This window comes from Aliihoeflea sp. 40Bstr573 (genome assembly GCF_024105655.1).
Classification (GTDB): Bacteria; Pseudomonadota; Alphaproteobacteria; order Rhizobiales; family Rhizobiaceae; genus Aliihoeflea.
In genome coordinates, this window is sequence record NZ_JAAAMH010000008.1 from 1 (window position 1) to 22,311 (window position 22,311).

A 22,311-nucleotide genomic window follows, 5' to 3' on the forward strand; every position below is an offset into this window, starting at 1 on the left:
CGATCAGGCTGTGCAAACCCCGACCAGCTTCGCCTGATCGGGCGCTAACCGGCGCGCCCTTCACCAGCTCTAAACCGGGGTCCCTTTTGCGCGAAAATACAGGGTCCCGATTCCGTGGTCATTGACACAAGGTCGCCGATCAGGCGCTGGCCGACTTTGACACGGGGCGCACCCGGCCTCTTTGAAGCATAGTATCTTGCCGCTTCGTCATCCTAGGGCGAAGCCGGAGCGAAGCGGAGGCGCAGACCCTAGGATCCATGCCTCGCCAGATCGACATGATGAGACCGTGGAAGAAGAGCGATAATTCTGCGTCCAATCGCAATTCACCACCACTGAGGCATGGATCCTCGGGTCAAGCCCGAGGATGACGAAGCGGCGAGCGCCCGCTCCTCTCGTCAGTCCCGCCTCACCACACAAGAAACTTATCCCCCTCCCTCAAACCCTCCCGCATAATTCCCCCGCTGTCCTCATGGGAACCGGATGCGCACCGGGTGTCTGGGAGGATGGCGGAGACGTCCCCCTGCCGCTTCGGACCCGGCAGGCACGTGACGGCGCCGAGGTGGATGGGGCCCGCTTCATGCGGGTGCGGGAAAAGCCGCGGGTGCTTCGTGCATCTCTGACCGTCCGAACAGGCGACAGACTCCGGACGGGCGGTCGAAAGATCGCACGCTACACACTTCAGATGAGCGATCCTTCGACCGCCCGTCTTCCCGCTCTTTGACAATGCCCGGATCGCTGCGCGGGGCCGCTTCCGCGCGCCCGCTCAGCTCGTCGTCGGCTTGTCGCGCTCGCAGCCGCCTGGCCCTTCCGAGGTCGGTTTCGTCTGGGCGGTGGCATCACTGGTCAAGCCGGTCAGCGCCGTCGCAGCAAGGACGGCGAAACCCGAAATGGCAAGGGCAAGAAGACGCATGCGCATGACGACCTCCATGTGAACGGCGCAAGCCTACGCCGCGCTTGCCCTTGCGGCAACTCCATGTGAAGCTTCGTCGCTCGGGAGGAAACCGCGACGGCCGCAGGCCGGCCGCCGCTTGCAGCAGATTGGCTCAACGGGAGGTCGGAAAATGGGCAAGCGCGCCGGAGAACGACGCACGGGACCGAAATGCATCGCCATTGTCGGTCCCTTCGCAAGCGGCAAGACCACGCTTCTGGAAGCGATCCTCGCCCGGACCGGCGCGATCCCCCGCCAGGGCGCCGCCGGCCAGACGGTCGGCGATTTCTCGCCCGAGGCCCGCGCCCACGCGATGAGCGTCGAGGCCACGGTCGCCACCACGCAGTTCATGGGCGAGAGCCTGACCTTCGTCGATTGCCCCGGCTCCGGCGAGTTCGCCTATGAGGCGGTGCCGGTGCTGAGCGCCTGCGACCTCGCCATCGTCGTCGCCGAGCCCGACGAGAAGAAGATTCCCGCCCTGCAGCTGATCTTGCGCCAGCTCGACGATCTCGGCGTGCCGCGCATGCTGTTCCTGAACAAGATCGACAAGGCGGCCGGCGGCGTGCGCGACACGCTGAAGCTGCTGCAGCCGGCCAGCCGCACGCCGCTTGTCCTGCGCCAGATTCCGTTGCGCGAGAACGGCATCGTCGTCGGCTCGATCGACCTGGCGCTCGAGCGCGCCTACATCTATCGCGAGCATGCGCCGAGCACCGTCACCCAGATCCCCGACGACCAGCGCGCCTCCGAACTCGAAGCCCGCTTCCAGATGCTCGAAACGCTGGCCGACCACGACGACGCGCTGATGGAGCACCTCCTCGAGGAGATCGAGCCCGCCCGCGACGCGGTCTTCGACGACCTGGCGGCAGACCTGCGCGACGGTTCCGTCACACCCGTCCTCATCGGCGCGGCCGAGCGCGGCAACGGCATTCTGCGGCTATTGAAGGCGCTGCGCCACGATGCGCCCGACGTCGCTTCGACGCGCGAGCGCCTTGGCATGGAGGCGAACGAAAAGCCCGTCCTGGCGGTGATGAAGACGCTGCACACGCCCCATGGCGGCAAGCTCTCCATCGCTCGGATCCTGTCCGGCAACGTCACCGATGGCACCGAATTGACCGCGTCGTCCGGCCAGTCGGGCAAGGTCTCCGGCCTCTACACCATGCTCGGCAAGGACCAGGCCAAGATCGGTTCGGCGCGCGAGGGCGAAACGGTCGCGCTCGGCAAGCTGGATGCGATCGCGACCGGCGACACGCTGTCGACGGGCAATGCCGTCGTCAGCCTCGACCTCGCCCCCGCTCCGCAGCCCGTCCAGGCGATCGCGCTGCGCTCGAAGGACCGCAAGGACGACGTCAAGCTCTCCGCCGGCCTGCAAAAGCTCGTCCAGGAAGACCCCTCGCTCACCATGGAGCAGAACCAGGAAAGCGGCGAGACGATCCTGTCCGGTCATGGCGAGATGCACCTGCGCGTCGCGCTGGAGCGGCTGGAAAACCGCTACCAGATCGCAATCGCGTCAAGCGAACCCGCGATCCCCTACCGCGAGACGATCCGCAAACCGGTAACCAAGCGCGGCCGCCACAAGAAGCAGTCCGGCGGCCACGGCCAGTTCGGCGACGTGGTGCTCGAAATCAAGCCGCTGCCGCGCGGTGCCGGTTTCGAGTTCACGGACACGATCACCGGCGGCGTGGTGCCGAAGCAGTACATCCCCTCCGTCGAGACAGGCACGCGCGACAGTTTGAAATCCGGCCCGCTCGGCTTTCCTGTGGTCGACATCGCGGTCAACCTCGCCGATGGCTCGTTCCACAACGTCGATTCTTCCGACATGGCGTTCCAGCAGGCCGCGCGCCTGGCCATGAAGGAAGCGCTGGCCGAAGCCTCGCCCGTGATGCTGGAGCCGATCTTCCGCGTCGAGATCGTCACGCCCTCCGACGCGACGGCGCGCATGACGGCCATCGTCTCGCAGCGGCGCGGCAAGATCCTCGGCTTCGACGCGCGCCCCGGCTGGGAGGGCTGGGATATGGTGGAAGCGCTGATGCCGCAGGGCGAAATGCGAAATCTCATCGTGGAGATGCGCTCGGCGACCACCGGCGTAGCCAGCTACACCGCCCGCTTCGACCACATGGCCGAGCTCACCGGACGGCAGGCGGACGAGCTCTCCCAGGGCAAGGCGGCATGAGGTGCCGGAACTGCGGGCAAAAAAAAGCCGGATCAAAAGATCCGGCTTGAAGTATGGAAGTGCCTTTTCAGGCGAAACCTCCAGAGGGGAACACTCGCGGGCACCAATGGGAGGAGGAACGTGCCCGGGAGATGATCGTGATATGTGCTTTGAATGCCCAAAGATCAAGCAGCGTGTTTTGCATTGCACCCATGCAGTTTTGCATGGACGCCGATTGATGATTTAAGCGACTGTTTTCGTTCATCGCTTCATCATCTGGCTCAATCGATAGGCAGTGCTTGTCCGGCCCATCGACCGTCCCCGCCTGCCAGGATGTCATCGCCGGCGGCCATTGAGCGCCGCTTCGACGCTGCGCACGAGGTCGCGAATCGCCGGCCCGACCTCCTCGTGCATGAAGCGTTCGGTGAACTGGTAGGGCGGCCCGCCGCAGTTGAAGGCGTAGACGCCGGAACCGTCCGCAGCGACGAGCGGAGCGGCCACTGCGTGGATGCCCGGCCGCCAGGCACCGGCCGAAATCGCATAGCCGCGCTGCATGCAGGCGTCGATTTCGGCCCGCATTTCCCGCTCGAGCGCCGGCCAGCTTTCGCCGTAGCGCGGCGCGAGCGCTGCGATCGCGCGTTCGCGCTCGTCGGGCGGCATCACCGAGAGCAGCGCCCGGCCCATCGCCGACTGCGCAAGCGGTATGCCCGAGCCGATGTCGAGCTGGAACGTGATCGCTGCCGAGCCGCGCGAGATGTCGACGTAGAGCGCGCGGTTGCGGTCCCGGATCCCCAGCGCTACCGGCGCGGCGAGCCGTTCGGCGAGTTCGTCCATGTGCGCGCGCGCGATCTGCCGGATCCCCAGATTGGCCAGCGCCGAATAGCCGAGCGTGATCGCGGACGGCGCAAGCTGGTACTTTCCCGTTCGCGGCATCTTTGTCAGATAGCCGAGCGCGCAAAGCGTATAGGTCAGCCGCGTCACGGTGGGCTTGGGCAGCCCGGTCCGCTCGGCAATTTCCTGATTGCCGAGAAAACCGTCTCGCGGGCGGAAGGCACGCAGCACTTCGAGCCCGCGTGCGAGCGCGGTTACGAACTTGCGGTCGCCGCCATCCTCGGCATGCACAGCCTCTACCGCTGAATGCACGCCGTTCCCGTCGGTTGTGGTTGACATGGCTCCTCCATTCCCCAAGGATACCGAATTATTGCGAAAGTCAATTTCGCAATGCGGAATTTGGAGGTTGCCGGGTACGATCCGGCGCGTGGAGGTGCCGGACACGATCCGGCTCAGTGATGGAGCTTCGGCTCCTATCAAAACGGAGGAAACACGAATGTCCTATTTCAGCCGTCTGGCGCTCGCGCCGGCCGTCGTGGTCGCGTTGTCGCTCACCGCCTTTACTGCCAGCGCGCAGGAAAGCGTCACCTGGCGTGTCCAGTCGCATTGGCCGCAATCCTCGAGCTCCTTTGCCGACAGCCTGGAGTATCTGCGCGATACGCTCGATGAGCGCACCGAAGGTCGGCTGAAGCTCGAGTTGCATGCCGCCGGCGGTCTTTTCGGGGCCGACGAGATCTTCAACGCGGTGCGCCGCGGCGTTATCCAGATGGGCACCATCTCGCCGGCCTATGCCATGGGAGAGATGGAGACGGCCGGCATCGCCTTCGGTCTGCCGGCCGCCTTCGAAAACGAGTGGGAAGCGCAGTACTTCTTCAAGACGCTCGGCTTCGAGGATATGGTGCGCGAGGACGCCGCCGAGCACGGCCTCTACTATTCCACGGACAAGATCTTCACCAACGAGATGGTGCTGACTGCAAAGCCTGAGACGGCGGACGATTTTCGGGCGCTGACGATCCGCTCGTCAGGCACGCTGCAGAACTACCTGACCGATGCCGGCGCGGCCGTTTCGTCGATCCCCGGATCCGAGCTCTATCAGGCATTGTCCTCGGGCGTGGTCGACGGCGCACACTGGGGCGCCGTTCAGGGCGCGTTGTCGATGAGCCTCTACGAAGTCGCCAGGTATCACGTACGCCCACCGCTTTCGATCGGCGGAATCGACGCGTTCATCATCAATCAGGAGGCGATCGACGCGCTACCCGAGGATGTCCAGCAAATCCTCTACAACACGCTCGAGGAACAGTTCTGGCGCCGCACGAACGAATATATCGTGGGCGAACAGCGCGCCCTTGCCCGTGCACAGGCCGAACACGACGTCGAAGTGATCGAACTGCCGCAGGATGTCCGCGATCAGATGCTGCAGGCAGCGCAGGCAAGCTGGCAGCGTGAACGCGAAAAGGGCGAGAAGGCGGCAGCCGCGATGGACCTGCTCGACGATTACCTCGCCGAACTCGGCCGCGCGCCCGCAAGCGCCGAAGAAGCCGAAGCCGCAGAGTAAAGACGTCTGCTGCGCCGGGCACGCGCCCGGCGCCCTTTCCCCTCAGAAATCCCGGATCATGCCATGAAGGTCCTTGGCGCGAGCGCAGGTGCGATCACCTGGCTGAACGAATGGGTCGGGCGCATCACCGCCCATCTCGTCCTGTTCATGTTCGTCTTCCTGTTCGTCGAAGTCCTGCTGCGCTACTTCTTCCGCGCGCCGAGCAACTGGACCGGCGAGTTGTCGCAGCTCATCTTCGGCGTCTACGCGCTGCTGGGCGGCGGCTATCTGCTGATCAACAATGGCCACGTGAATGTCGATCTGGTCTATGGCCGCTGGTCGCGCCGCACGCGCGCCATGGTCGACATCGCGACCTCCGTCCTCTTCTTCATGTTCGTGATCGTCCTGCTCTGGCAGGGCTGGTCGCTCGCAGCCGATTCCGTCGCACGCTGGGAAACGTCGCAGTCGGCCTGGAACCCGCCGGTCTGGCCGGTAAAGGTCATCATCCCGCTTTCCGCGGCGCATCTTCTGCTCCAGGGCCTGGTCAAGCTCGCCAACGACATCCTGATCGTCGCCGGTCGCGAGCCGATCGTCCCCGACGCAAAACCTCATGACGGCGCGGGAGACACGCTGTGAGCATCGAACTCCTGACCGTCCTCTTCTTTGGCTCGCTCATCGTCTTCCTGGTGCTCGGCCTGCCGCTCGCCTTCGTGCTGGGCGGCGTTTCGACCGCGTTCCTCTATTTCACCTGGGGGCCGGACGCCTTCTATATCGTCGCCTCACGCATGTGGACGACGATGAACAATTTCACGCTCATTGCCATCCCGCTCTTTATCCTGATGGCGATGCTGCTCGAACGCTCCGGCGTCGCGCAGAACCTCTACCGCATGATGCATCTGTGGTGGGGCGGCGTGCGCGGCGGCCTTGCCATCGGCACGGTCGGCATTTGCGGCCTCTTCGCCGCCATGTGCGGCATTTCCGGCGCGGCCGTCGTGTCGATGGGCACGATCGCGCTGCCCAACATGCTCAAGCGCGGCTACGACAAGGAACTGGCACTCGGCGCTATCAATGCCGGCGGTGGGTTCGGCATCCTCATTCCGCCCTCCATCCTGATGGTGCTTTATTCACTGATCACCGGCGTCTCGGTCGGCCAGCTCTTTGCTGCCGGCATCGTCCCCGGCGTCCTGTTGATGGTCCTGGTTTCGCTCTACATCGCGATCCGCTGCTTCATCCAGCCGCATATGGGCCCTGCCCTGCCGCCCGAGGAGCGCGGCGACTGGGGCGAAAAAATGCGTGCGCTCGGCTCCGTGCTGCTCCCGATCTTCATCGTCGTCATCGTGCTCGGCTCGATCTTCGGCGGACTGGCGACACCGACCGAGGCTGCCGCCATCGGCGTCTTCGGGGCCATCGTCGCCGCCCTCGTCAACCGTCAGTTTTCCTTCGCCATGCTGAGCGATGCCTGCATGCGCACCTTCCGCCTGACCGCTATGGTCATGTGGATCCTGTTCGCCGCGCATGCTTTCTCGACCGCCTACAATGCGATGGGCGCGCAAGCCTTCATTCTGGAGATGATGGAATACGTGCCCGGCGGCGCCTGGGGCGCACTCGCCGCGATTCTCGTCATCCTGTTCCTGCTCGGCATGGTGCTCGACCCCGTCGGCATCATGCTGATCACCCTGCCGGTCTTCCTGCCGATCATCCAGGCGCATGGCTTCGACCCAATCTGGTTCGGCATCGTCTTCATCATCATGATGGAGATCGGCTACATGACCCCGCCCTTCGGCTTCAACCTCTTCTACCTGAAGGGCGTCGCCCCGCCGGAAGTCACGATGGGCGACATCTACCGTTCCGTGATCCCCTACACGCTCGTCGAACTTGTCGGCCTCGCCATCATCATCGCCTTCCCGGCGCTGGTGCTCTGGTTGCCGGCGCTGGTCTATGCGCGATGAAAGACGGCGCCGGCCGAAAGGCCGGAGCTTCCGATAGGGAGGAATACTTCGGTCGGACTCAATACGCCCAGCTACGCGCCTTCGCGATCAGGAAGTCCCGGAAGACATGCAGCTTCACCTGGTTGCGCATGGCATCGGGGTAGCAGAAATAGGTGTCGAACGACGGCACCTCGGTTTCCGGCATGAGTTGGACGAGCGGCGAGCCCTGCTCGATCGTGTAGTCGGGCAGCATGCCGATGCCGGCGCCTTTTTCGATCGCCGCCTTGATCGACAGGATGTTGTTGATCTGCAAACTCGCGACCCGTTTCGAGCCTTCCGGCCGTCCTGCCGTCTCCAGCCAGTTCATGTCGGCCAGGTGCGAAGGGACCGGCTCGCCGAACGTGACGATGCGGTGCTTGTCGAGGTCGGCGATCGAGGTCGGCTTGCCGTGCTTGGCGATGTAGGACGGCGCGGCGAAGAGGTGGAAATGCACGGTGAACAGCCGGCGCTGGATCAGGTCCGGCTGTTGCGGCTGGCGAAGGCGGATCGCGCAGTCCGCCTGGCGCAGTGTCAGGTCGAGCTCCTCGTTGGCGAGCACGAGCTGGAGCTGGATGTCGGGATAAAGATCGAGAAATTCCTGCACGCGCTCGGTCAGCCAGCCCGAGCCGAGCCCGACCGTGGTCGTCACGCGCAGCGGTCCCGATGGCCGGTCGGTCGTCTCGGTGAGCTGCGCCTTCACCTGTTCGAGCTTCATCAGCACGTCGTGCGCCGTGCGGTAGAGCATCTCGCCCTGCTCGGTCAGCACCAGTCCGCGCGCATGGCGATGAAAGAGCGCGACGCCGACATCCTGTTCGAGCGCGCTGACCTGCCGCGAGATCGCCGACTGCGACAAGCGCAGCGTCTCGGCGGCATGGGTAAAGGACCCAGCCTCCGCCGCGGCGTGAAACACGCGCAATTTATCCCAGTCGAGCGCCATATTCCCCTCGTATGATTATGTGTTGCGGCGCGGCATTATTCGGCGGCTTCGCGGTGAACCTCCAGCTCGGCAATGTAGCGTTCCGCCTCCAGCGCCGCCATGCAGCCCATGCCGGCCGCCGTGACGGCCTGGCGATAGATGTCGTCCGTGACGTCTCCCGCCGCGAAGACGCCCGGAATGTTGGTCGCCGTGGAATCCGGCGCGGTCCACAGATAGCCGTTCGGCTTCTGCTTCACCTTGCCGGCGAAAAGCTCGACGGCGGGCGAATGGCCGATTGCGACGAAGATGCCGTCGATCGGCATCTCGCTGATCGCGCCGGTTTTCACGTGCCGCAGCTTGAGCCCGGTGACGGACGGCGGCAACGGCGCCTTCTTCTCGCCGGTGACCTCCTCGACCGCATGGTCCCAGATCACCTTGACGTTGTCCTTGGCCATCAGCCGGTCGCGCAGGATGCGCTCGGCGCGGAACTCGTCGCGCCGATGGATGACCGTGACCGATTTGGCCAGATGCGACAGGTAGAGCGCTTCCTCGACCGCCGTATTGCCGCCGCCGACCACCACCACGTCCTTGCCGCGATAGAAGAAACCGTCGCAGGTCGCGCAGGCCGAAACGCCGAAACCCATATAGGTCTGCTCTGAGGGAATCCCGAGCCACTTGGCCTGCGCGCCCGTCGCGATGATCAGCGCGTCCGCCGTCCATTCCTGGCCGGAGTCGGTGCGAAGGCGGAACGGACGCTGGTCGAGATCGACCGCGGTCACCAGGTCGCTGACGATCTCGGTGCCGACATGCTCGGCCTGCTTGAGCATCTGCTCCATCAGCCACGGCCCCTGGATAGGGTCGGCGAAGCCTGGATAGTTCTCGACATCCGTCGTGATCATCAACTGGCCGCCCTGCTGCATGCCGGCGATCAGCACCGGTTTCAGCATCGCCCGGGCGGCATAGATCGCAGCCGTGTATCCGGCCGGGCCGGAGCCGATGATGAGAACAGGTGCGTGTCGGCTGCCCATGGCAAGACCCCTCGAAATAACCGCGCATTGGCGCGCCATAAAATACCAAAGGTCGATCTAAGTATGACCATGGGTGCGGTGCAAGGCGGCAATGTCATTTCACACAGTTGCGTCGGCAAGGTGACACTTACCGCATGCCGGTTGTCCCCACCATTCCGGCATAGCGTCGCATGCGCCATTGCGAAAATTCGCTGTTTGGGTAATTTCCTTTCGTCTGTACGAAAGATTCGTGCGCAAGCGAAAGACGTATGATGAAAGCCGACCTCGACGCCATCGACTGGAAAATCCTGGCCGAGCTTCAGTCGGATGGGCGCATGACGAATGTCGAACTGTCGCGCCGCGTCGGCATTTCCGCGCCGCCCTGCCTGCGCCGCGTCAAGCGGTTGGAGGATGCCGGCGTCATCCGGGGCTACCGCGCGCTCTTGAACACGCAGGACCTCGGCCTTCACGTGGTCGCCTTTTGCCTCGTCGGTCTCAACCACCAGTCCGAGTCGGATTTGAAGGCCTTCGCCGAAAAGACGCGCGCCTGGCCGATCGTGCGCCGCGCCTGGATGGTGTCCGGCGAAAGCGACTTCATGCTCCATTGCGTGGCCAAGGACCTTGCCGCCTTCCAGACCTTCGTCATCGAGGAACTGACCTCCGCGCCCAATGTCGACACGGTCCGCACGGCGCTGACGATCCGCCAGATCAAGGACGAAGGCCTCGCGGCGATCGGCGAGTGATTCACTTGAAGGGGATGCGGCCCCACCGCGTCGCGCCGAACAGCGACCGCGCACGTCCCGCGATTGCGATTGCGCCCTTGATGACACCCGAGGCGACTTCCCGTCGGACCTTCGCCAGCACCCCCAGCTTGCGGCGCGTTGACAGCCGCTCCTCGTAGAGCTGGCTTCGATACGTCCGCGCCTCGCCGTCGAGAGGCCGCAATTTTCTGAGCTTCAGCCCCTGGATCGCCACCGCCGGCACGAGTTGATGCGCCCGCGCGCGGGCGAATGGCTCGCCTTCGGGGTCGAACAGGAAGTCGTCCACCTGCCGGTCGATCGTCGCGCTCAGTTCGACCAGCATGCGCGCCGTCGCGGCATCCAGCGCATAGGCCCCTGCGCCAAGATGCCTGCCGGTCAACAGATGCACGGCGCGCCCGTGGACCGTAGCGACCTGCGCCTTGCGGATGAATGTGGGCGCGAGATAGGTTTCCAGCTTGACGAGCCCGGCTTCCCTGGGAAACCAGTCTGCGTTGCGCAAGAACGGCGCGGCGCCCTCGCCGAGAAATATGTCGTCCTCGAGCACCAATCCATGGCTCTCTCCGCTCTCGACGAGCGCCTGCCAGCAGCGGCGGTGGCTCATGAAGCAGGCGATTTCGCCCCGGCTCAGATGACGTCCCTCCAGCGCGTCGACACCGGCAATGATGTCGCCCGCCTGCCCGTCCGTCGCGGCAACGCGCGTGAACGCCACGCCGATGCGGCCGAACTCGCGCTCCATATGCGCAAGGCGTTCGGGCGCGCGGTCGAGATTGATGACAAGAACGAGCATAGCGCACCGGAAGCGTTGCAATCGCCACTTCCTATGTGACCGGCGCACCGGATGACAAGTCTTGCGCGCCGCGCTAGACACCGCTGCAAACACAGCAGAGGCGATGTGAGCGAAACCGTCAGCGGATACCAGTTCAAGCCGGCCGACCTCGGCGTCGGCCGTCGCACGCCCGGCATCAGCATCTTCATGCGCGTTCGCAACGGCGCCGATTTTCTCGAAGCCGCGATCCGCAGCCATGCCGGCGCGGTCGACGAGATCGTCGCGGTTCACAACCAGTGCACCGACGGCTCGGACGAAATCCTTCACCGTCTCGCCGTCGAGCTCGGCCCGAAGCTGCGCGTGATCCACTATCGTGACCGCGTCTTCCCGCCCGGCAGCGAAGGCCATGCGCGCGAGGCAGCGGATTCGCCGGCAAGCTTCGTGAACATGTCGAATTTCGCACTCGCGCAGACCCGCCACACGGTCGCGATGAAGCTCGACGACGATCATGTCGCGATCGCCGACCGCTTCGCCAGCTTGGCCGCCCGCGTCAGGTCAAGCGCGTTCCGGCTGAAGGAAACACTCTGCTTCTCCGGCATCAACCTTGCGCGCGGGGCCGATGGCTCGGTCGGCGTGCCGGCCCACGAGCCACTGGTCGGCACCGGCGATCATTTCCTGTTCGAGGTGCGTCCCGACACCTCGTTCCGCCACGACCCGCGTTTCGAGCATTTCCACAACGCCGATCCCCGCGTGTTCGGCGACATCACCTACTGGCACCTGAAATACCTGAAGGCCGGGCTCGGCTTTGCCAATTACGAGTTGGACGAAACGCCCAATCCGCGCTTCGAGCGCAAGAAGAAGCGGCTGATGGAAAACCGCAGGCTCTTGACCGTCGAGGCGCTTGCCGCGCAACAGCCCGCCTGGGCGGGGCTTGCGCGTCATCTGCCGCTGCCCGAAAAGACCAGGCTCAAACTCGCGCGCGCCGCCTGCCTGCGAACCGATCCGCCGGCCCTCGACCTCGACCTCGCCGCACTGCGATCGGCCACTGGAGACAGAAATGACGACCACGATCCCCGATAATGTGACGATCGTTCTGACGAGCTGCGGCCGGTGGGATTTCCTGGTCGTCTCGCTCGACACGTTCCTCGCGCATCACAAGCCCGGCCGGTTCATCCTCGTCGAGGACTCCGCCGACCACGACTTCGCCGCCCGCATCCAGGAACGCTACCCGCAGATCGAAGTCGTGCTCAACGACCCGCGTCTTGGCCAGCACAAGGCGATCGACCGCGTCTACGCGATGATCGACACGCCCTACATCCTCCATCTGGAAGACGACTGGCATTTCCTTGGCGAAATGGACATCGCCGACGGCATCAAGGTGCTGGAAACGAACCGGGCCGGCATCACCGCCGTCTGCTTCGCCCGCTTCACCGGTCTGAAGAAGCGCCAGCGCATCTTCGGGCACAAGGTCGACCACGACGGCCGCCCCTACATGCACATGGGCCGCTCACACCGCGAATGGCACGGTTTTTCCTTCTATCCGAGCGTCCTGCGCAAGGATCTGTGGGTGGAGCACGGGCCGTATGCGAAGTTCCAGAACGAGCGTGCGATTTCGAAGCACATGAAGGCGGCCGGCAAGGAAATGGTTTACCAGCTCCCCGGCGTCGGCGTTCACGTCGGCTCCGGAAAAAGCGTCTACGACCCGGCGCGCGCCAATGAAAAGCGCCGCGTCACCGGCGCCTTCTGGTCCCGCCTCTTCGGCCGCAAACGGTATTTTTTCGACAAGGGATAAGGCAGGAGAAGGGTCGATTCTGTCGAAGAGGACCCCCACCCTGCATCCCTCCCCACAAGGGGGAGGGAGTCCGTGAGCGCTACGCCTCAACGGTCAATGCACCACCCCGTTTCAACGGCAAACTCAACGCTGACGCCTCCCTCCCCCTTGTGGGGAGGGATAAAGGGTGGGGGTCAATTCACAAAGAATCGACCAAAACCGCCCACCGCCATTTCAAAGCGCGGCACTCACGCCCAGCGCAACTGCACGATCTCGTAGCCCCTGGCGCCGCCGGGCGCGTTGACTTCGATCTCGTCGCCGACGCCCTTGCCGATCAGCGCACGGGCGATGGGCGAGGAGATCGAGATGCGGCCGGCCTTCACGTCGGCTTCCTGATCGCCGACGATCTGGTAGGTCTTTTCCTCTTCGGTGTCCTCGTCGACGAGGACCACGGTGGCGCCGAACTTGATCGTGTCGCCGGAAAGCTTCGACACGTCGATCACCTCGGCGCGTGCGACGAGGTCTTCGAGTTCGTTGATGCGACCCTCATTGAGGCTCTGCGCCTCTTTGGCCGAGTGGTACTCGGCGTTTTCCGAGAGGTCGCCATGGGCGCGTGCCTCGGAGATCGCTTCGATGATGCGCGGCCGCTCTTCCTGCTGGCGCCAGCGCAACTCTTCCTTCAGCGATTCGAAACCGGGGCCGGTCATCGGGACCTTGTTCATTTCTATCGACCTTTCGTCGTAATTCCTGTCGGTTGTCTTTTGTTCTTTCGACGGCGGGGATAACGCAAAAGGACGGCTCGGCAGCCTCGGCTAACGAACCGTCCAAATCCCTGATCCCGACAATATAGCAATCGATTGGCGATTTTCACGCAAATTCTGATGTCGGGCGCGTCAGATCACGATCGAAAGATCAGCGCCGCTCCCGCTGCAATGAGGATGAAGCCAGCGACATGGTTCAAGGTGATCGCCTCCTTCAGGTAGAACACCGAGAACAGGACGAAGACGCAAAGCGTGATCACCTCCTGCATCGTTTTCAGTTGCGCGGCCGAATAAGCTTCGTGACCGATGCGGTTGGCTGGTACGGCGAGCCAGTATTCGAAGAAGGCGATGAACCACGAGATCATCACCACTGCGTAAAGCGGCGCGGCCTTGAATTTCAGGTGCCCATACCAGGCGAAGGTCATGAAGACCTTCGAAGCGACAAGAAGGAGGATCGGCAGGACCTTGGCGGAAAGGAGGATCGACATGAATGAAAACCGGTTGCGGGAGCGCCTGCTTTCCGCCCGAACCGCAAATCTGTCAATCGGCGCCTTGTGGAACCGATCCGCGATGCTGCTATAGTGCGTTTCATGTCTGGGAGAGCGAACGTGCAGCAGCGCTTGCAGCCTGAATTCGAACTGACGATCGATCCCGAAACTGTACGCCAATTCGTCCTGAAGGCGCGCGCCATCTCGGCTGGCCTCAGCGACGACTACGATGCCGGCCACGAGCACGAGGTCGAACTCGACGACCAGTCGCGCGACCGCCACGCGCATGACGGACTGGCCGAAGAGGAGGAGGAAAACCTCACGGCTTCCGAATTGCGCGCCCTGATCGAGGATCTGAACGTCGATGAGATCGCGGACCTCCTGGCGATCATGTTCATTGGCCGTGGCGATTTTGACGCGCGCGAATGGGATCAGGCGGTCGCGGAAGCGCGCCCGCGCATCAACAAGCGCATTTCCACCTATCTTCTGGGCATGCCCATGCTGGGCGAATGGCTGGAGGAAGGGCTTGAGAAGATTGGCGCCTGAATACCGCGCGACACCAAAATTGAGCTTCGCCGTGGCATCGTCTGCGGCGCAGGCGCGTTCCCCTTCCGATGCGCCCTTTTCTGATCCCCGCTCTGTCGGCCCTGCTGCTCGTTTCCACCGCTGCATTTGCGCAGGAGGGCGGCCAAATGGAGTTGCCCGAGGCAGCCCCCATTCCGCAGGAGCTTCCGCAAACAGAACGCGAACCGGCCGCACCGCCGCCCCATGAGGGAGACGATACGGCGGAGGATGAACGCAACCGCGCGCCCGGTGACCTGCCGGCGGACGACGTCCAGCGACTGCCCGAGGAAGAGGCGGCACCCCTGCCCTCGCCACGCCCCGAGGCGCCAGGCGAACCTGAGCCCGGTCGAACGATCGCCGACGAGCCCCTTCCCGAAACTCCCCGCTCCCCGCTGCGATCGATCGCAATGCCGTCCGAGGAAATCGCCTGCCGCGCGCGCCTGCGCGAACTGGGCGTCGCCTTCGAGGAGCACCCGCCCCAATCCGAGCCCGAAGGCTGCGAGATGGAGTATCCGATCGCCGTTGCCTCGCTCGGCGGCGGGGTCGAACTCGAACCGGACGCGGTGATGAACTGCGCGATCGCCGAGGCCAATGCGCGCTTCGTGCGCGATCATGCGCAGGAGACGGCTACGCGGCATCTTTCCTCGCGCATCGCCACCGTCAACCAGGTCTCCGGCTATGTCTGCCGCCCCCGGAATGGAACGCGCAAGCTCTCCGAGCACGCCTTCGGCAATGCGCTCGACTGGGGGGCGGTCATTCTCGAGGATGAACGCCGTCTCGACGTGCGCGCCTATCGCCGCGGCTCTGCGGAGGCGACTTTCTTCGCAGGACTTCGCAAGGCTGCGTGCGGACCATTCACCACCGTGCTTGGCCCCGGCACCGACGCCGACCACGCCGACCACTTCCATTTCGATCTGGCGGAACGCTCCAACGGCTCGACTTACTGCCGTTAACCTTACGCGCAGACTTCATTTACCCTTTTTGCCTAACCTTCATTTTGACGGGACAGGAAGACGGGTTTCAGTATCATGCGTAAAGCGTTCGGCGCGTATTTGCCGGGCAAGGTCCGCGCCGTCGCGAGCGTTCTCGCGGTTGCGGCAGGCGCCATTGCCTTCACTTCCTGTTCTGTCATCGACGTCATGTCGCCCGAGCCGCGCGCCGATGTCGGCTACACCTCCTCGATCGCAGCCGTCACGCCGCGTGCGCCCGTCGCGCAGCAGACCGGCCTGCAGCGTCTCGTGCCGTCCAATCCGATGATGGTCGGCTATCCGCGCCTCAACCAACCTTCCGCGCCACAGGGCATGTCGATGCCCGCCGACGAGGCCCAGTGCCGCCAGCGCCTGCGCCGCATGGGCGTCACCTATCGCGATCTGGCCCCGATCAACGATGGCGGGTCGTGCCGCATCGATCATCCGATCCAGGTGTCGAGCCTTGCCGGCAACATAAGGATGCAGCCGGCCGCGACGCTCAACTGCCAGATGGCCCTCGCCTTCGCGACCTGGACCCGCGAGGAACTCGCCCCCTCCGCCCGCTGGAAATACCTCTCGGGCGTCAAGACGATCCATCAGGGGTCGAGCTATTCGTGCCGCCGCATCGCCGGGACGAACACCGCGTCCGAACATTCCAAGGGCAATGCGCTGGATGTCATGCGCATCGAGCTCAACAGCGGCCGCGACATCGACGTGCGCAAGCCCGGCTGGTTCGCCTTCCGCGAAAAGAGCCTCTTGAAAAACGTGCGCCGCGGCGGCTGCTCCTACTTCACCACGGTGCTCGGCCCTGGCTACAATGCCGCCCACGCCGACCATTTCCACTTCGACCTGAAGGGCCGGCGCAACGGCTACGTCGCCTGCAAGTGATTTTCCCGCTCGCCTGACGAGAGCGCCTTTGCTACGAAGTGGGGATCATGCTCACAATCGAAATCGCTGTCGTCGTCGTGCTCATCTGCGTGAACGGCGTCCTTGCCATGTCGGAACTCGCCGTGGTGTCGTCCCGCCCTGCCCGCCTCAAGGCGATGGCCGACGACCACGTCACCGGCGCTCGCAGCGCCATCGGCCTCGCTTCCGATCCCGGCCGCTTCCTCTCCACCGTGCAGATCGGCATCACGCTCGTCGGCGTCCTCTCGGGCGCCTTTTCCGGCGCGACGCTCGGCCAGCGCCTTTCCGTCTGGCTGCTCGAGGCCGGCATTCCCGCCTCGGTAGCCAACCCGCTCGGCGTCGGCATCGTCGTCGCGCTCATCACCTATGGCTCGCTCATCATCGGCGAGCTCGTGCCCAAGCAGATCGCGCTGAAGAACCCCGAGCGCGTGGCCGTCAAGGTCGCGCCGATGATGAAGCTCCTGTCGCGTATCGCGCTGCCGCTGGTCTGGCTCCTCGACATCTCCGGCAAGGCGGTGCTGAAACTGCTCGGGCAGGATTCCGAAGAGAGCCAGAAGGTCACTGACGAGGAGATCAACGCGCTGATGGCCGAAGCCGAAAGCTCCGGCGTCATCGAGACCGACGAGCGCCGCATGATCGCCGGCGTCATGCGTCTTGCCGACCGCTCGGTGCGCTCGATCATGACGCAGCGGCTCGACGTTGACTGGATCGAAATCAACTCCGCCCCCGACGTTGTACGCCGCAAGCTGATCAGTTCCCAGCATTCGCACCTGCCGGTCGCCGAGAACGGCATCGACGGCATGCTCGGCATCGTCCGTTCGCGCGACGTTCTTGCGCATCTCCTGTCCGGCGAGGAGATCGACCTGCGCGCCCTCATCAAAGAGGTGCCGATCGTCCACGACTATACCGACGCGCTGGACGTGCTCGCCACCTTGCGCAATGCGGACATCCCGATGGTGCTGGTCCACGACGAATATGGAAACTTCGAGGGTCTCGTCACGCCCACCGACATTCTCGAAGCGATCGCCGGCGTCTTCCGCTTCGATTCTCCCGATGAAGAGCCGATGTTGATCGCGCGCGATGATGGCTCGTGGCTCATCTCCGGCTGGATGCCGGCGGACGACATGGCCGAGGCGCTGGGACTGAAACTGCCCAACCGCCGCTCCTATGAGACGGTGGCGGGTTTCGTCCTGTCGCATCTCAACCACCTTCCCGAGACCGGCGAGAAGGTCGAAGCGCTCGGATGGCGCTTCGACGTGGTCGACATGGACGGGCGGCGCATCGACAAGATTCTGGCCACCCGGCTCGTGTCCAATGAGCCTTAAGCGGCTTTCGCTTCCTTCTCCTCCGCGTCCCGCGCGGTCTTCAGCGCATTCGCCCACCAGGAAAGCTGGTCGAGCATCGCCTTGGCGCCGTCATTGAGGAAGCCGAACTCGGCGAGGCTCTTGCCTTCGCGCGCCTCGACCATCACCGGCCACATGATGTGAACGGCGGTCTTGATCGGCGCAAGCTGCAGCTCGACGGCGATCAGGCGAAGCTGTTCGACCGCCCGCGCGCCACCTACGCCGCCATATCCGACGAACGCCGCCGGCTTGTTGACCCAACCGGCCGCGGCGTAGTCGAGCGCGTTCTTGAGAACGCCCGTCGGCGCGTGGTTGTATTCGGCGGCCGTGAAGATGAAACCGTCGAATTCGGCGACCTTGGCCTGCCACTTGCCCGCGACTTCGTTCTTCGACGGCGCCCAGGCCGGCGAGACTTCCTCGTCGAAGAGCGGCATCGGATAGTCGCGCAGATCGACGATCTCGAAGGAAAGGTCGCTGCGCCGGTCGCCCAGTTCCTTGATCCACGCGGCAGGCTTGTCGGCAAAACGGCCCGGCCGGGTCGATCCGATGACGATTGCAATCTTTGGCTTGGCCATGAGAAACTCCTGATGTCAGAAAATTGGTATCTTTTCGATACCGACACTACATAAGTGACCACCCTATCGCTTCACAAGGAGGCACTTCATTGACACTCAGTCACCTGCACGAGACCGACACCTGCCGCGCAGTCAGCGGCATCCTGTCGCGCGTCGGCGACAAGTGGACGGTGCTCGTGATCGAAACGCTGGGCGATGGCCCCCACCGCTTTTCCGAGTTACGCCGCATGCTGGGCTCGATTTCGCAAAAGATGCTGACGACGACGCTGCGCGGGCTGGAGCGAGACGGCTTCGTCACGCGTACCATCTACCCGACCATTCCCCCACGCGTGGACTACGAACTGACGCCGCTCGGCCGCGACCTGCTCGTGCCCGTTCGTGCACTGGCCGAATGGGCCCGCGACAACCGCCACAAGGTCGAGACGGCGCGCGCCGCGTTCGATCAGGCCAGTGCGGAAGCCGAAATCATTTCCGCAGCTTGAGGCCTTTGTCGGAATCAATCCGCGAACGGCTTTATTCGGCAGGGACGGCCTTCGGCTTGCCGTCCGTGTCCAGTGCGACCATGACGAAATCCGCATGCGTCACACGCTCCATCAGGTCCGAAAGATAGCGCTGGGCCCAGGCCTCTACCCGCAAGGTCATCGACGAGCGTCCGACCTTGGTGATGTCGATATAGATGCACAGCGTATCGCCCACCTTCATCGGCTTGGCGAAGGACATTTCCTTCACCGCCGCGGTGACGACGCGGCCCCTGGCGCGCTCGGCGGCGCGGATGCCGCAGGCCAGATCCATCTGCGCCATCACCCAGCCGCCGAAGATGTCGCCGGCGGCATTCGCATCGGCGGGCATGGCAAGCGTCCGCAGCGTGAGTTCGCCCACCGGATTGACGTCGCTGCGATTCATGACCTGTCCTTTGCGATGTGATGTCGTAATCACGTAACCCCCGGTCGGAAAATCCACAAGCCATGCCGGATGGCGTTGCGACCCGCTTGCGCTCTCCGGCTAACCTTGCGCCTCCACCCGGTGAGGCTTCGACATTTCTTCCTCCGCACAAATCTTCGACTTCGTCATCGTCGGCTCCGGATCGGCCGGCTCGGTCGTCGCCGAGCGACTGTCTGCCTCGGGCCGCCATTCGGTCCTCGTGCTTGAAGCCGGCGGCTCTGACCGGCGCTTCTTCGTCCAGATGCCGCTCGGCTACGGCAAGACCTTCTTCGATCCGCGCGTCAACTGGAACTACCGCGCCGAACCCGATCCGGGCCTTGGCGGCAATGCCGACCACTGGCCACGCGGCAAGATCCTGGGCGGTTCCAGTTCGATCAACGCAATGGTCTGGATCAGGGGCCACAAGTCGGATTTCGACGATTGGCGCGACGCGGGCAACGCCGGCTGGGGCTACGACGACGTGCTTCCGGTCTTCCGCCAGATCGAGGACAACGAAGCCGGCGCGGATTCATATCGTGGGACCGGCGGCCCGGTCCATGTCACCGACCTGACCCGCCACGTCCATCCGCTGACGAAGCGCTACATCGCCGCCGGCGTGGAACTTGGCCTTGCCCGGAACGCGGATTTCAACGGCGAGACCCAGGAGGGCATCGGCGTCTACCAGATCACCACACGCGATGGCCGTCGCATGTCCGCCGCCCGCGCTTTCCTGCGCCCCGCGATGAAGCGGCCCAACTTGCACGTGGAAATGAATGCGCTGGCAACGCGCATCCTCTTTGAAGGCAATCGCGCTGTCGGCATCGAGTATCTGAAAAATGGCCGCCGGATCGAGGTCCGCGCCGGTCGTGAGGTCATTGTCGCCGGCGGGTCGGTCAACTCGCCGCAATTGCTCCAGCTCTCCGGCATCGGTCCGTCCAATCACCTGCGCGCACTCGGCATCGACGTGCGGCACGACAATCCACATGTCGGCTGCAACCTGCAGGACCATCAGGGCATCAACTACACCTTCAAGGCGCGGGAAAGGACTCTCAACCAGTTGCTGCGTCCATGGTGGGGCAAGTTGCTCGCGGGCTCACGATATCTGCTCGCCCGCGACGGGCCGCTCTCAATGTCGATGAACCAGGGCGGCGGCTTCTTCCGCACGCGCCCGGACCTCGACCGCCCGAACATGCAGCTCTATTTCCAGGCCTTCTCGACCGTCCTGCCGCGCCCCGGCGAGCGGCCGATCCTGTCGCCCGACCCGTGGCCCGGCTTTTCCATCGGTCTTTCCAATTGCCGCCCGACCAGCCGCGGCGAGATCATGATCCGCTCCGCCGACCCGAGCGAGCATCCGAAGATTGTCGCGAATGCATTCTCCACCAACCACGACGTCGAGGAGATGCTGGCCGCCGTGAAGTTTCTGCGCCGCTTCACCGAAACCGACGCCTTGCGCAGCCTGATCGCGGAAGAAGTGCTCCCCGGCCCATCCGTCCGGGACGACGAGGCGCTCATCGACGATTTCCGTCGCCGCTCCGGCACGGTCTACCATCCCGTCTCCACCTGTCGCATGGGCCCCGACCCTTCCAACTCCGTCGTTACCCCGCGACTCAGGGTCCACGGCATCGAAGCCCTGCGCATCATCGACGCATCGGTCTTTCCGAGCGTCGTCGCCGGCAACACGAACGCGGCCGCGATCATGACAGGCTGGAAGGGTGCGCAGATGGTGCTGGAGGATATGGATTGATGTCAGGGACCCCACCACTCCGTCGCCAACTAAGTTGAAGGAGCAAGCATGAAAATCACCGACGTCAAGACATGGGTCGTTGGCAACCCGCCGCCGCAGGCCGGCGGGCGTTATTTCATCTTCGTGCGACTGACCACGGATGGCGGCGTCAAAGGCTACGGCGAAGCCTACAGCGCCACCTTCGGCCCTCACCTTACCGCGAAGATGATCGAGGATGTTGCCGAGCGCTATCTCGTCGGCACCGACCCGCACTACATCGAGAATTTTTTCCGCCGCGCCTATTCGTCGGGCTTCTCTCAGCGCCCCGACATCTCGATGATGGGCTGCGTCTCAGCGCTGGAGATGGCCTGCTGGGACATTGTCGGCAAGGAGGCGGACAAGCCGGTCTACAAGCTTCTTGGCGGCCAGGTTCACGAGCGCCTGCGCACCTACACCTATCTCTATCCGCAGACCGGCAGCGTCTATCCGAACGAAGCCGACAACGCCGATCGCAATGTCTATAACGACCCCGACCTCGCCGCCGAGTGCGCGCTTGCCTATGTCGATCAGGGCTTCAATGCCGTAAAGCTTGACCCCGCCGGCCCTTATACCGCCTTTGACGGCCACCAGCCGCGCCTTGTCGACATCGACCTGTCCGCGCGCATGGTCAAGGCGATCCGCGAGGCGGTTGGCACCCGTGCAGATATCCTGTTCGGCACGCACGGCCAGTTTACCGCGTCGGGTGCGCGGCGCATGGCCAGGGCGATCGAGCCCTACGACCCGCTCTGGTTCGAGGAGCCCGTCCCGCCCGACATGCCCGAGGTCATGGCCGAAGTCGCCCGCGCAACATCGATCCCCATCGCGACCGGCGAGCGCCTGACGACCAAATGGGAATTCGCGCGCATCATCGAGCAGCGCGCCGCCTCGATCCTCCAGCCTGATCTGGGCCGCTCCGGCGGCATCCTGGAGACAAAGAAGATCGCGGCGATGGCCGAGGCGTATCATATCCAGGTCGCTCCGCACTGTTATTGCGGTCCGATCGTCGGCGCCGCCAACATCCAGCTCGCGGCAACCCTGCCCAATTTCCTGATCCTGGAATCGATCAGGACCTGGGATGGATTTCATGGAGACCTTCTGACCAGAAAAATCGACTGGGAGGATGGCTGGGTCATTCCGTCAAAGGAACCAGGCCTCGGCGTGGAACTCAACGAGGCAGTTGCCGAAGCGCACCCATGGAATGGAGATGCCTTGCATCTGGCTATGGAGCCGCGACCACTCTTCCCATAAAGGCAACGATTTCAGCGCCTTGGACGAATTTTCGGACCCAGGGCGATGCGCCGTTCCACGACCGGATCGCCGTTACAGAAAAACGTGATTCGCTAAAATACGACCGCCGTGCAAATTTCCCTTGGGTCAAGGGGTGCCGCCTTTC

The 22,311-nt window shown here is 64.0% G+C and carries 23 protein-coding genes; 14 read left to right on the forward strand and 9 right to left on the reverse strand.

From position 1 onward, the window contains the following. Positions 1 to 763 precede the first annotated feature (763 nt). Positions 764 to 916: a hypothetical protein gene (locus tag GTK01_RS11420; protein WP_252926017.1), complete on the reverse strand. Its 153-nt coding sequence runs from the start codon at positions 914 to 916 to the stop codon at positions 764 to 766. Between the two features lie 145 nt (positions 917 to 1,061). Here GTK01_RS11420 and GTK01_RS11425 point away from each other — a divergent pair, with 145 nt between their 5' ends. Next, positions 1,062 to 3,098, forward strand: a complete 2,037-nt coding sequence (locus GTK01_RS11425) for an elongation factor G (RefSeq protein WP_252926018.1) — start codon at positions 1,062 to 1,064, stop codon at positions 3,096 to 3,098. Between the two features lie 315 nt (positions 3,099 to 3,413). On the opposite strand, the gene GTK01_RS11430 is transcribed toward GTK01_RS11425, so the two are convergent. Next, positions 3,414 to 4,247 (reverse strand): IclR family transcriptional regulator, encoded by an 834-nt coding sequence (locus tag GTK01_RS11430; protein WP_252926019.1) that lies wholly within the window; start codon positions 4,245 to 4,247, stop codon positions 3,414 to 3,416. 157 nt (positions 4,248 to 4,404) lie between these two features. On the opposite strand from GTK01_RS11430, the gene dctP reads away from it, so the two are divergent. From dctP to GTK01_RS11445, 3 genes are all read left to right on the forward strand, one after another. Further along, positions 4,405 to 5,463, forward strand: coding sequence for a TRAP transporter substrate-binding protein DctP (gene dctP / locus GTK01_RS11435; RefSeq protein ID WP_252926020.1), 1,059 nt, complete (start codon positions 4,405 to 4,407; stop codon positions 5,461 to 5,463). A gap of 63 nt (positions 5,464 to 5,526) precedes the next feature. Next, entirely contained in the window at positions 5,527 to 6,078 is a 552-nt protein-coding gene (locus GTK01_RS11440; protein WP_252926021.1) for a TRAP transporter small permease subunit, read from the forward strand. Continuing rightward, positions 6,075 to 7,391, forward strand: coding sequence for a TRAP transporter large permease subunit (locus GTK01_RS11445; protein ID WP_252926022.1), 1,317 nt, complete (start codon positions 6,075 to 6,077; stop codon positions 7,389 to 7,391). The genes GTK01_RS11440 and GTK01_RS11445 overlap by 4 nt, the downstream gene beginning before the upstream one ends. A 58-nt stretch (positions 7,392 to 7,449) precedes the next feature. Here GTK01_RS11445 and GTK01_RS11450 read toward each other — a convergent pair whose 3' ends face one another. After that, entirely contained in the window at positions 7,450 to 8,346 is an 897-nt protein-coding gene (locus GTK01_RS11450; protein WP_252926023.1) for a LysR family transcriptional regulator, read from the reverse strand. 35 nt (positions 8,347 to 8,381) lie between these two features. Continuing rightward, positions 8,382 to 9,353 (reverse strand): thioredoxin-disulfide reductase, encoded by a 972-nt coding sequence (gene trxB, locus GTK01_RS11455; RefSeq protein WP_252926024.1) that lies wholly within the window; start codon positions 9,351 to 9,353, stop codon positions 8,382 to 8,384. Positions 9,354 to 9,601: 248 nt separating this feature from the next. Between trxB and GTK01_RS11460 the strand changes: the two genes are divergently transcribed. After that, the gene (locus GTK01_RS11460; RefSeq protein WP_252926025.1) at positions 9,602 to 10,075 is read left to right on the forward strand and encodes an Lrp/AsnC family transcriptional regulator; all 474 of its coding nucleotides are present in this window, start codon (positions 9,602 to 9,604) and stop codon (positions 10,073 to 10,075) included. 1 nt (position 10,076) lies between these two features. Here GTK01_RS11460 and GTK01_RS11465 read toward each other — a convergent pair whose 3' ends face one another. After that, positions 10,077 to 10,880 carry a glycosyltransferase family 25 protein gene (locus tag GTK01_RS11465; protein WP_252926026.1) on the reverse strand — a complete coding sequence of 268 codons (804 nt, stop codon included), beginning with the start codon at positions 10,878 to 10,880 and terminating at the stop codon, positions 10,077 to 10,079. A 105-nt stretch (positions 10,881 to 10,985) separates the two neighbouring features. Here GTK01_RS11465 and GTK01_RS11470 point away from each other — a divergent pair, with 105 nt between their 5' ends. Together GTK01_RS11470 and GTK01_RS11475 are read left to right on the forward strand one after the other, a co-directional pair. After that, on the forward strand, positions 10,986 to 11,939 hold the full coding sequence (locus GTK01_RS11470) for a hypothetical protein (protein ID WP_252926027.1): 954 nt from the start codon (positions 10,986 to 10,988) through the stop codon (positions 11,937 to 11,939). Continuing rightward, entirely contained in the window at positions 11,917 to 12,651 is a 735-nt protein-coding gene (locus GTK01_RS11475; protein WP_252926028.1) for a glycosyltransferase family 2 protein, read from the forward strand. The genes GTK01_RS11470 and GTK01_RS11475 overlap by 23 nt, the downstream gene beginning before the upstream one ends. A 227-nt stretch (positions 12,652 to 12,878) precedes the next feature. On the opposite strand, the gene greA is transcribed toward GTK01_RS11475, so the two are convergent. Both greA and GTK01_RS11485 read right to left on the reverse strand, forming a co-directional pair. Continuing rightward, positions 12,879 to 13,352, reverse strand: a complete 474-nt coding sequence (gene greA, locus GTK01_RS11480) for a transcription elongation factor GreA (protein WP_252926029.1) — start codon at positions 13,350 to 13,352, stop codon at positions 12,879 to 12,881. Between the two features lie 176 nt (positions 13,353 to 13,528). Next, positions 13,529 to 13,879 carry a DMT family protein gene (locus GTK01_RS11485; protein ID WP_252926030.1) on the reverse strand — a complete coding sequence of 117 codons (351 nt, stop codon included), beginning with the start codon at positions 13,877 to 13,879 and terminating at the stop codon, positions 13,529 to 13,531. Positions 13,880 to 13,999: 120 nt separating this feature from the next. Between GTK01_RS11485 and GTK01_RS11490 the strand changes: the two genes are divergently transcribed. From GTK01_RS11490 to GTK01_RS11505, 4 genes are all read left to right on the forward strand, one after another. After that, positions 14,000 to 14,425 carry a DUF3775 domain-containing protein gene (locus tag GTK01_RS11490; protein ID WP_252926031.1) on the forward strand — a complete coding sequence of 142 codons (426 nt, stop codon included), beginning with the start codon at positions 14,000 to 14,002 and terminating at the stop codon, positions 14,423 to 14,425. 146 nt (positions 14,426 to 14,571) lie between these two features. Continuing rightward, entirely contained in the window at positions 14,572 to 15,396 is an 825-nt protein-coding gene (locus GTK01_RS11495) for an extensin family protein (protein ID WP_252926032.1), read from the forward strand. Positions 15,397 to 15,471: 75 nt separating this feature from the next. After that, a complete protein-coding gene (locus GTK01_RS11500) occupies positions 15,472 to 16,299 on the forward strand; it encodes an extensin family protein (protein ID WP_371924329.1) in 828 nt (275 codons plus the stop codon). A 47-nt stretch (positions 16,300 to 16,346) separates the two neighbouring features. Then, on the forward strand, positions 16,347 to 17,642 hold the full coding sequence (locus GTK01_RS11505; RefSeq protein WP_252926033.1) for a hemolysin family protein: 1,296 nt from the start codon (positions 16,347 to 16,349) through the stop codon (positions 17,640 to 17,642). Here the strand turns inward: GTK01_RS11505 and GTK01_RS11510 are convergent. Next, positions 17,639 to 18,235, reverse strand: a complete 597-nt coding sequence (locus tag GTK01_RS11510) for an NADPH-dependent FMN reductase (protein WP_252926034.1) — start codon at positions 18,233 to 18,235, stop codon at positions 17,639 to 17,641. The two genes, GTK01_RS11505 and GTK01_RS11510, sit on opposite strands and share 4 nt — an antisense overlap. Positions 18,236 to 18,324: 89 nt before the next feature. On the opposite strand from GTK01_RS11510, the gene GTK01_RS11515 reads away from it, so the two are divergent. After that, a complete protein-coding gene (locus GTK01_RS11515; RefSeq protein WP_252926035.1) occupies positions 18,325 to 18,717 on the forward strand; it encodes a helix-turn-helix domain-containing protein in 393 nt (130 codons plus the stop codon). Positions 18,718 to 18,748: 31 nt separating this feature from the next. Here GTK01_RS11515 and GTK01_RS11520 read toward each other — a convergent pair whose 3' ends face one another. After that, the gene (locus tag GTK01_RS11520; RefSeq protein WP_252926036.1) at positions 18,749 to 19,138 is read right to left on the reverse strand and encodes an acyl-CoA thioesterase; all 390 of its coding nucleotides are present in this window, start codon (positions 19,136 to 19,138) and stop codon (positions 18,749 to 18,751) included. Positions 19,139 to 19,271: 133 nt separating this feature from the next. Between GTK01_RS11520 and GTK01_RS11525 the strand changes: the two genes are divergently transcribed. Both GTK01_RS11525 and GTK01_RS11530 read left to right on the forward strand, forming a co-directional pair. After that, positions 19,272 to 20,900, forward strand: a complete 1,629-nt coding sequence (locus tag GTK01_RS11525) for a GMC family oxidoreductase (RefSeq protein ID WP_371924340.1) — start codon at positions 19,272 to 19,274, stop codon at positions 20,898 to 20,900. Positions 20,901 to 20,948: 48 nt separating this feature from the next. Further along, positions 20,949 to 22,166: a mandelate racemase/muconate lactonizing enzyme family protein gene (locus GTK01_RS11530; protein WP_252926037.1), complete on the forward strand. Its 1,218-nt coding sequence runs from the start codon at positions 20,949 to 20,951 to the stop codon at positions 22,164 to 22,166. Positions 22,167 to 22,311: the final 145 nt, after the last annotated feature.

Bases quoted from the DNA above. Each gene is read 5' to 3' on its own strand.
- GTK01_RS11505 (WP_252926033.1), top strand. From the start codon at position 16,347: ATGCTCACAATCGAAATCGCTGTCGTCGTCGTGCTCATCTGCGTGAAC.
- GTK01_RS11420 (WP_252926017.1), bottom strand. From the start codon at position 916: ATGCGCATGCGTCTTCTTGCCCTTGCCATTTCGGGTTTCGCCGTCCTT.
- GTK01_RS11425 (WP_252926018.1), top strand. From the start codon at position 1,062: ATGGGCAAGCGCGCCGGAGAACGACGCACGGGACCGAAATGCATCGCC.
- GTK01_RS11510 (WP_252926034.1), bottom strand. From the start codon at position 18,235: ATGGCCAAGCCAAAGATTGCAATCGTCATCGGATCGACCCGGCCGGGC.
- GTK01_RS11460 (WP_252926025.1), top strand. From the start codon at position 9,602: ATGATGAAAGCCGACCTCGACGCCATCGACTGGAAAATCCTGGCCGAG.
- GTK01_RS11475 (WP_252926028.1), top strand. From the start codon at position 11,917: ATGACGACCACGATCCCCGATAATGTGACGATCGTTCTGACGAGCTGC.
- GTK01_RS11495 (WP_252926032.1), top strand. From the start codon at position 14,572: ATGGAGTTGCCCGAGGCAGCCCCCATTCCGCAGGAGCTTCCGCAAACA.
- GTK01_RS11465 (WP_252926026.1), bottom strand. From the start codon at position 10,880: ATGCTCGTTCTTGTCATCAATCTCGACCGCGCGCCCGAACGCCTTGCG.
- GTK01_RS11450 (WP_252926023.1), bottom strand. From the start codon at position 8,346: ATGGCGCTCGACTGGGATAAATTGCGCGTGTTTCACGCCGCGGCGGAG.
- GTK01_RS11430 (WP_252926019.1), bottom strand. From the start codon at position 4,247: ATGTCAACCACAACCGACGGGAACGGCGTGCATTCAGCGGTAGAGGCT.
- dctP (WP_252926020.1), top strand. From the start codon at position 4,405: ATGTCCTATTTCAGCCGTCTGGCGCTCGCGCCGGCCGTCGTGGTCGCG.
- GTK01_RS11530 (WP_252926037.1), top strand. From the start codon at position 20,949: ATGAAAATCACCGACGTCAAGACATGGGTCGTTGGCAACCCGCCGCCG.
- GTK01_RS11500 (WP_371924329.1), top strand. From the start codon at position 15,472: ATGCGTAAAGCGTTCGGCGCGTATTTGCCGGGCAAGGTCCGCGCCGTC.
- GTK01_RS11520 (WP_252926036.1), bottom strand. From the start codon at position 19,138: ATGAATCGCAGCGACGTCAATCCGGTGGGCGAACTCACGCTGCGGACG.
- greA (WP_252926029.1), bottom strand. From the start codon at position 13,352: ATGAACAAGGTCCCGATGACCGGCCCCGGTTTCGAATCGCTGAAGGAA.
- GTK01_RS11485 (WP_252926030.1), bottom strand. From the start codon at position 13,879: ATGTCGATCCTCCTTTCCGCCAAGGTCCTGCCGATCCTCCTTCTTGTC.
- trxB (WP_252926024.1), bottom strand. From the start codon at position 9,353: ATGGGCAGCCGACACGCACCTGTTCTCATCATCGGCTCCGGCCCGGCC.
- GTK01_RS11440 (WP_252926021.1), top strand. From the start codon at position 5,527: ATGAAGGTCCTTGGCGCGAGCGCAGGTGCGATCACCTGGCTGAACGAA.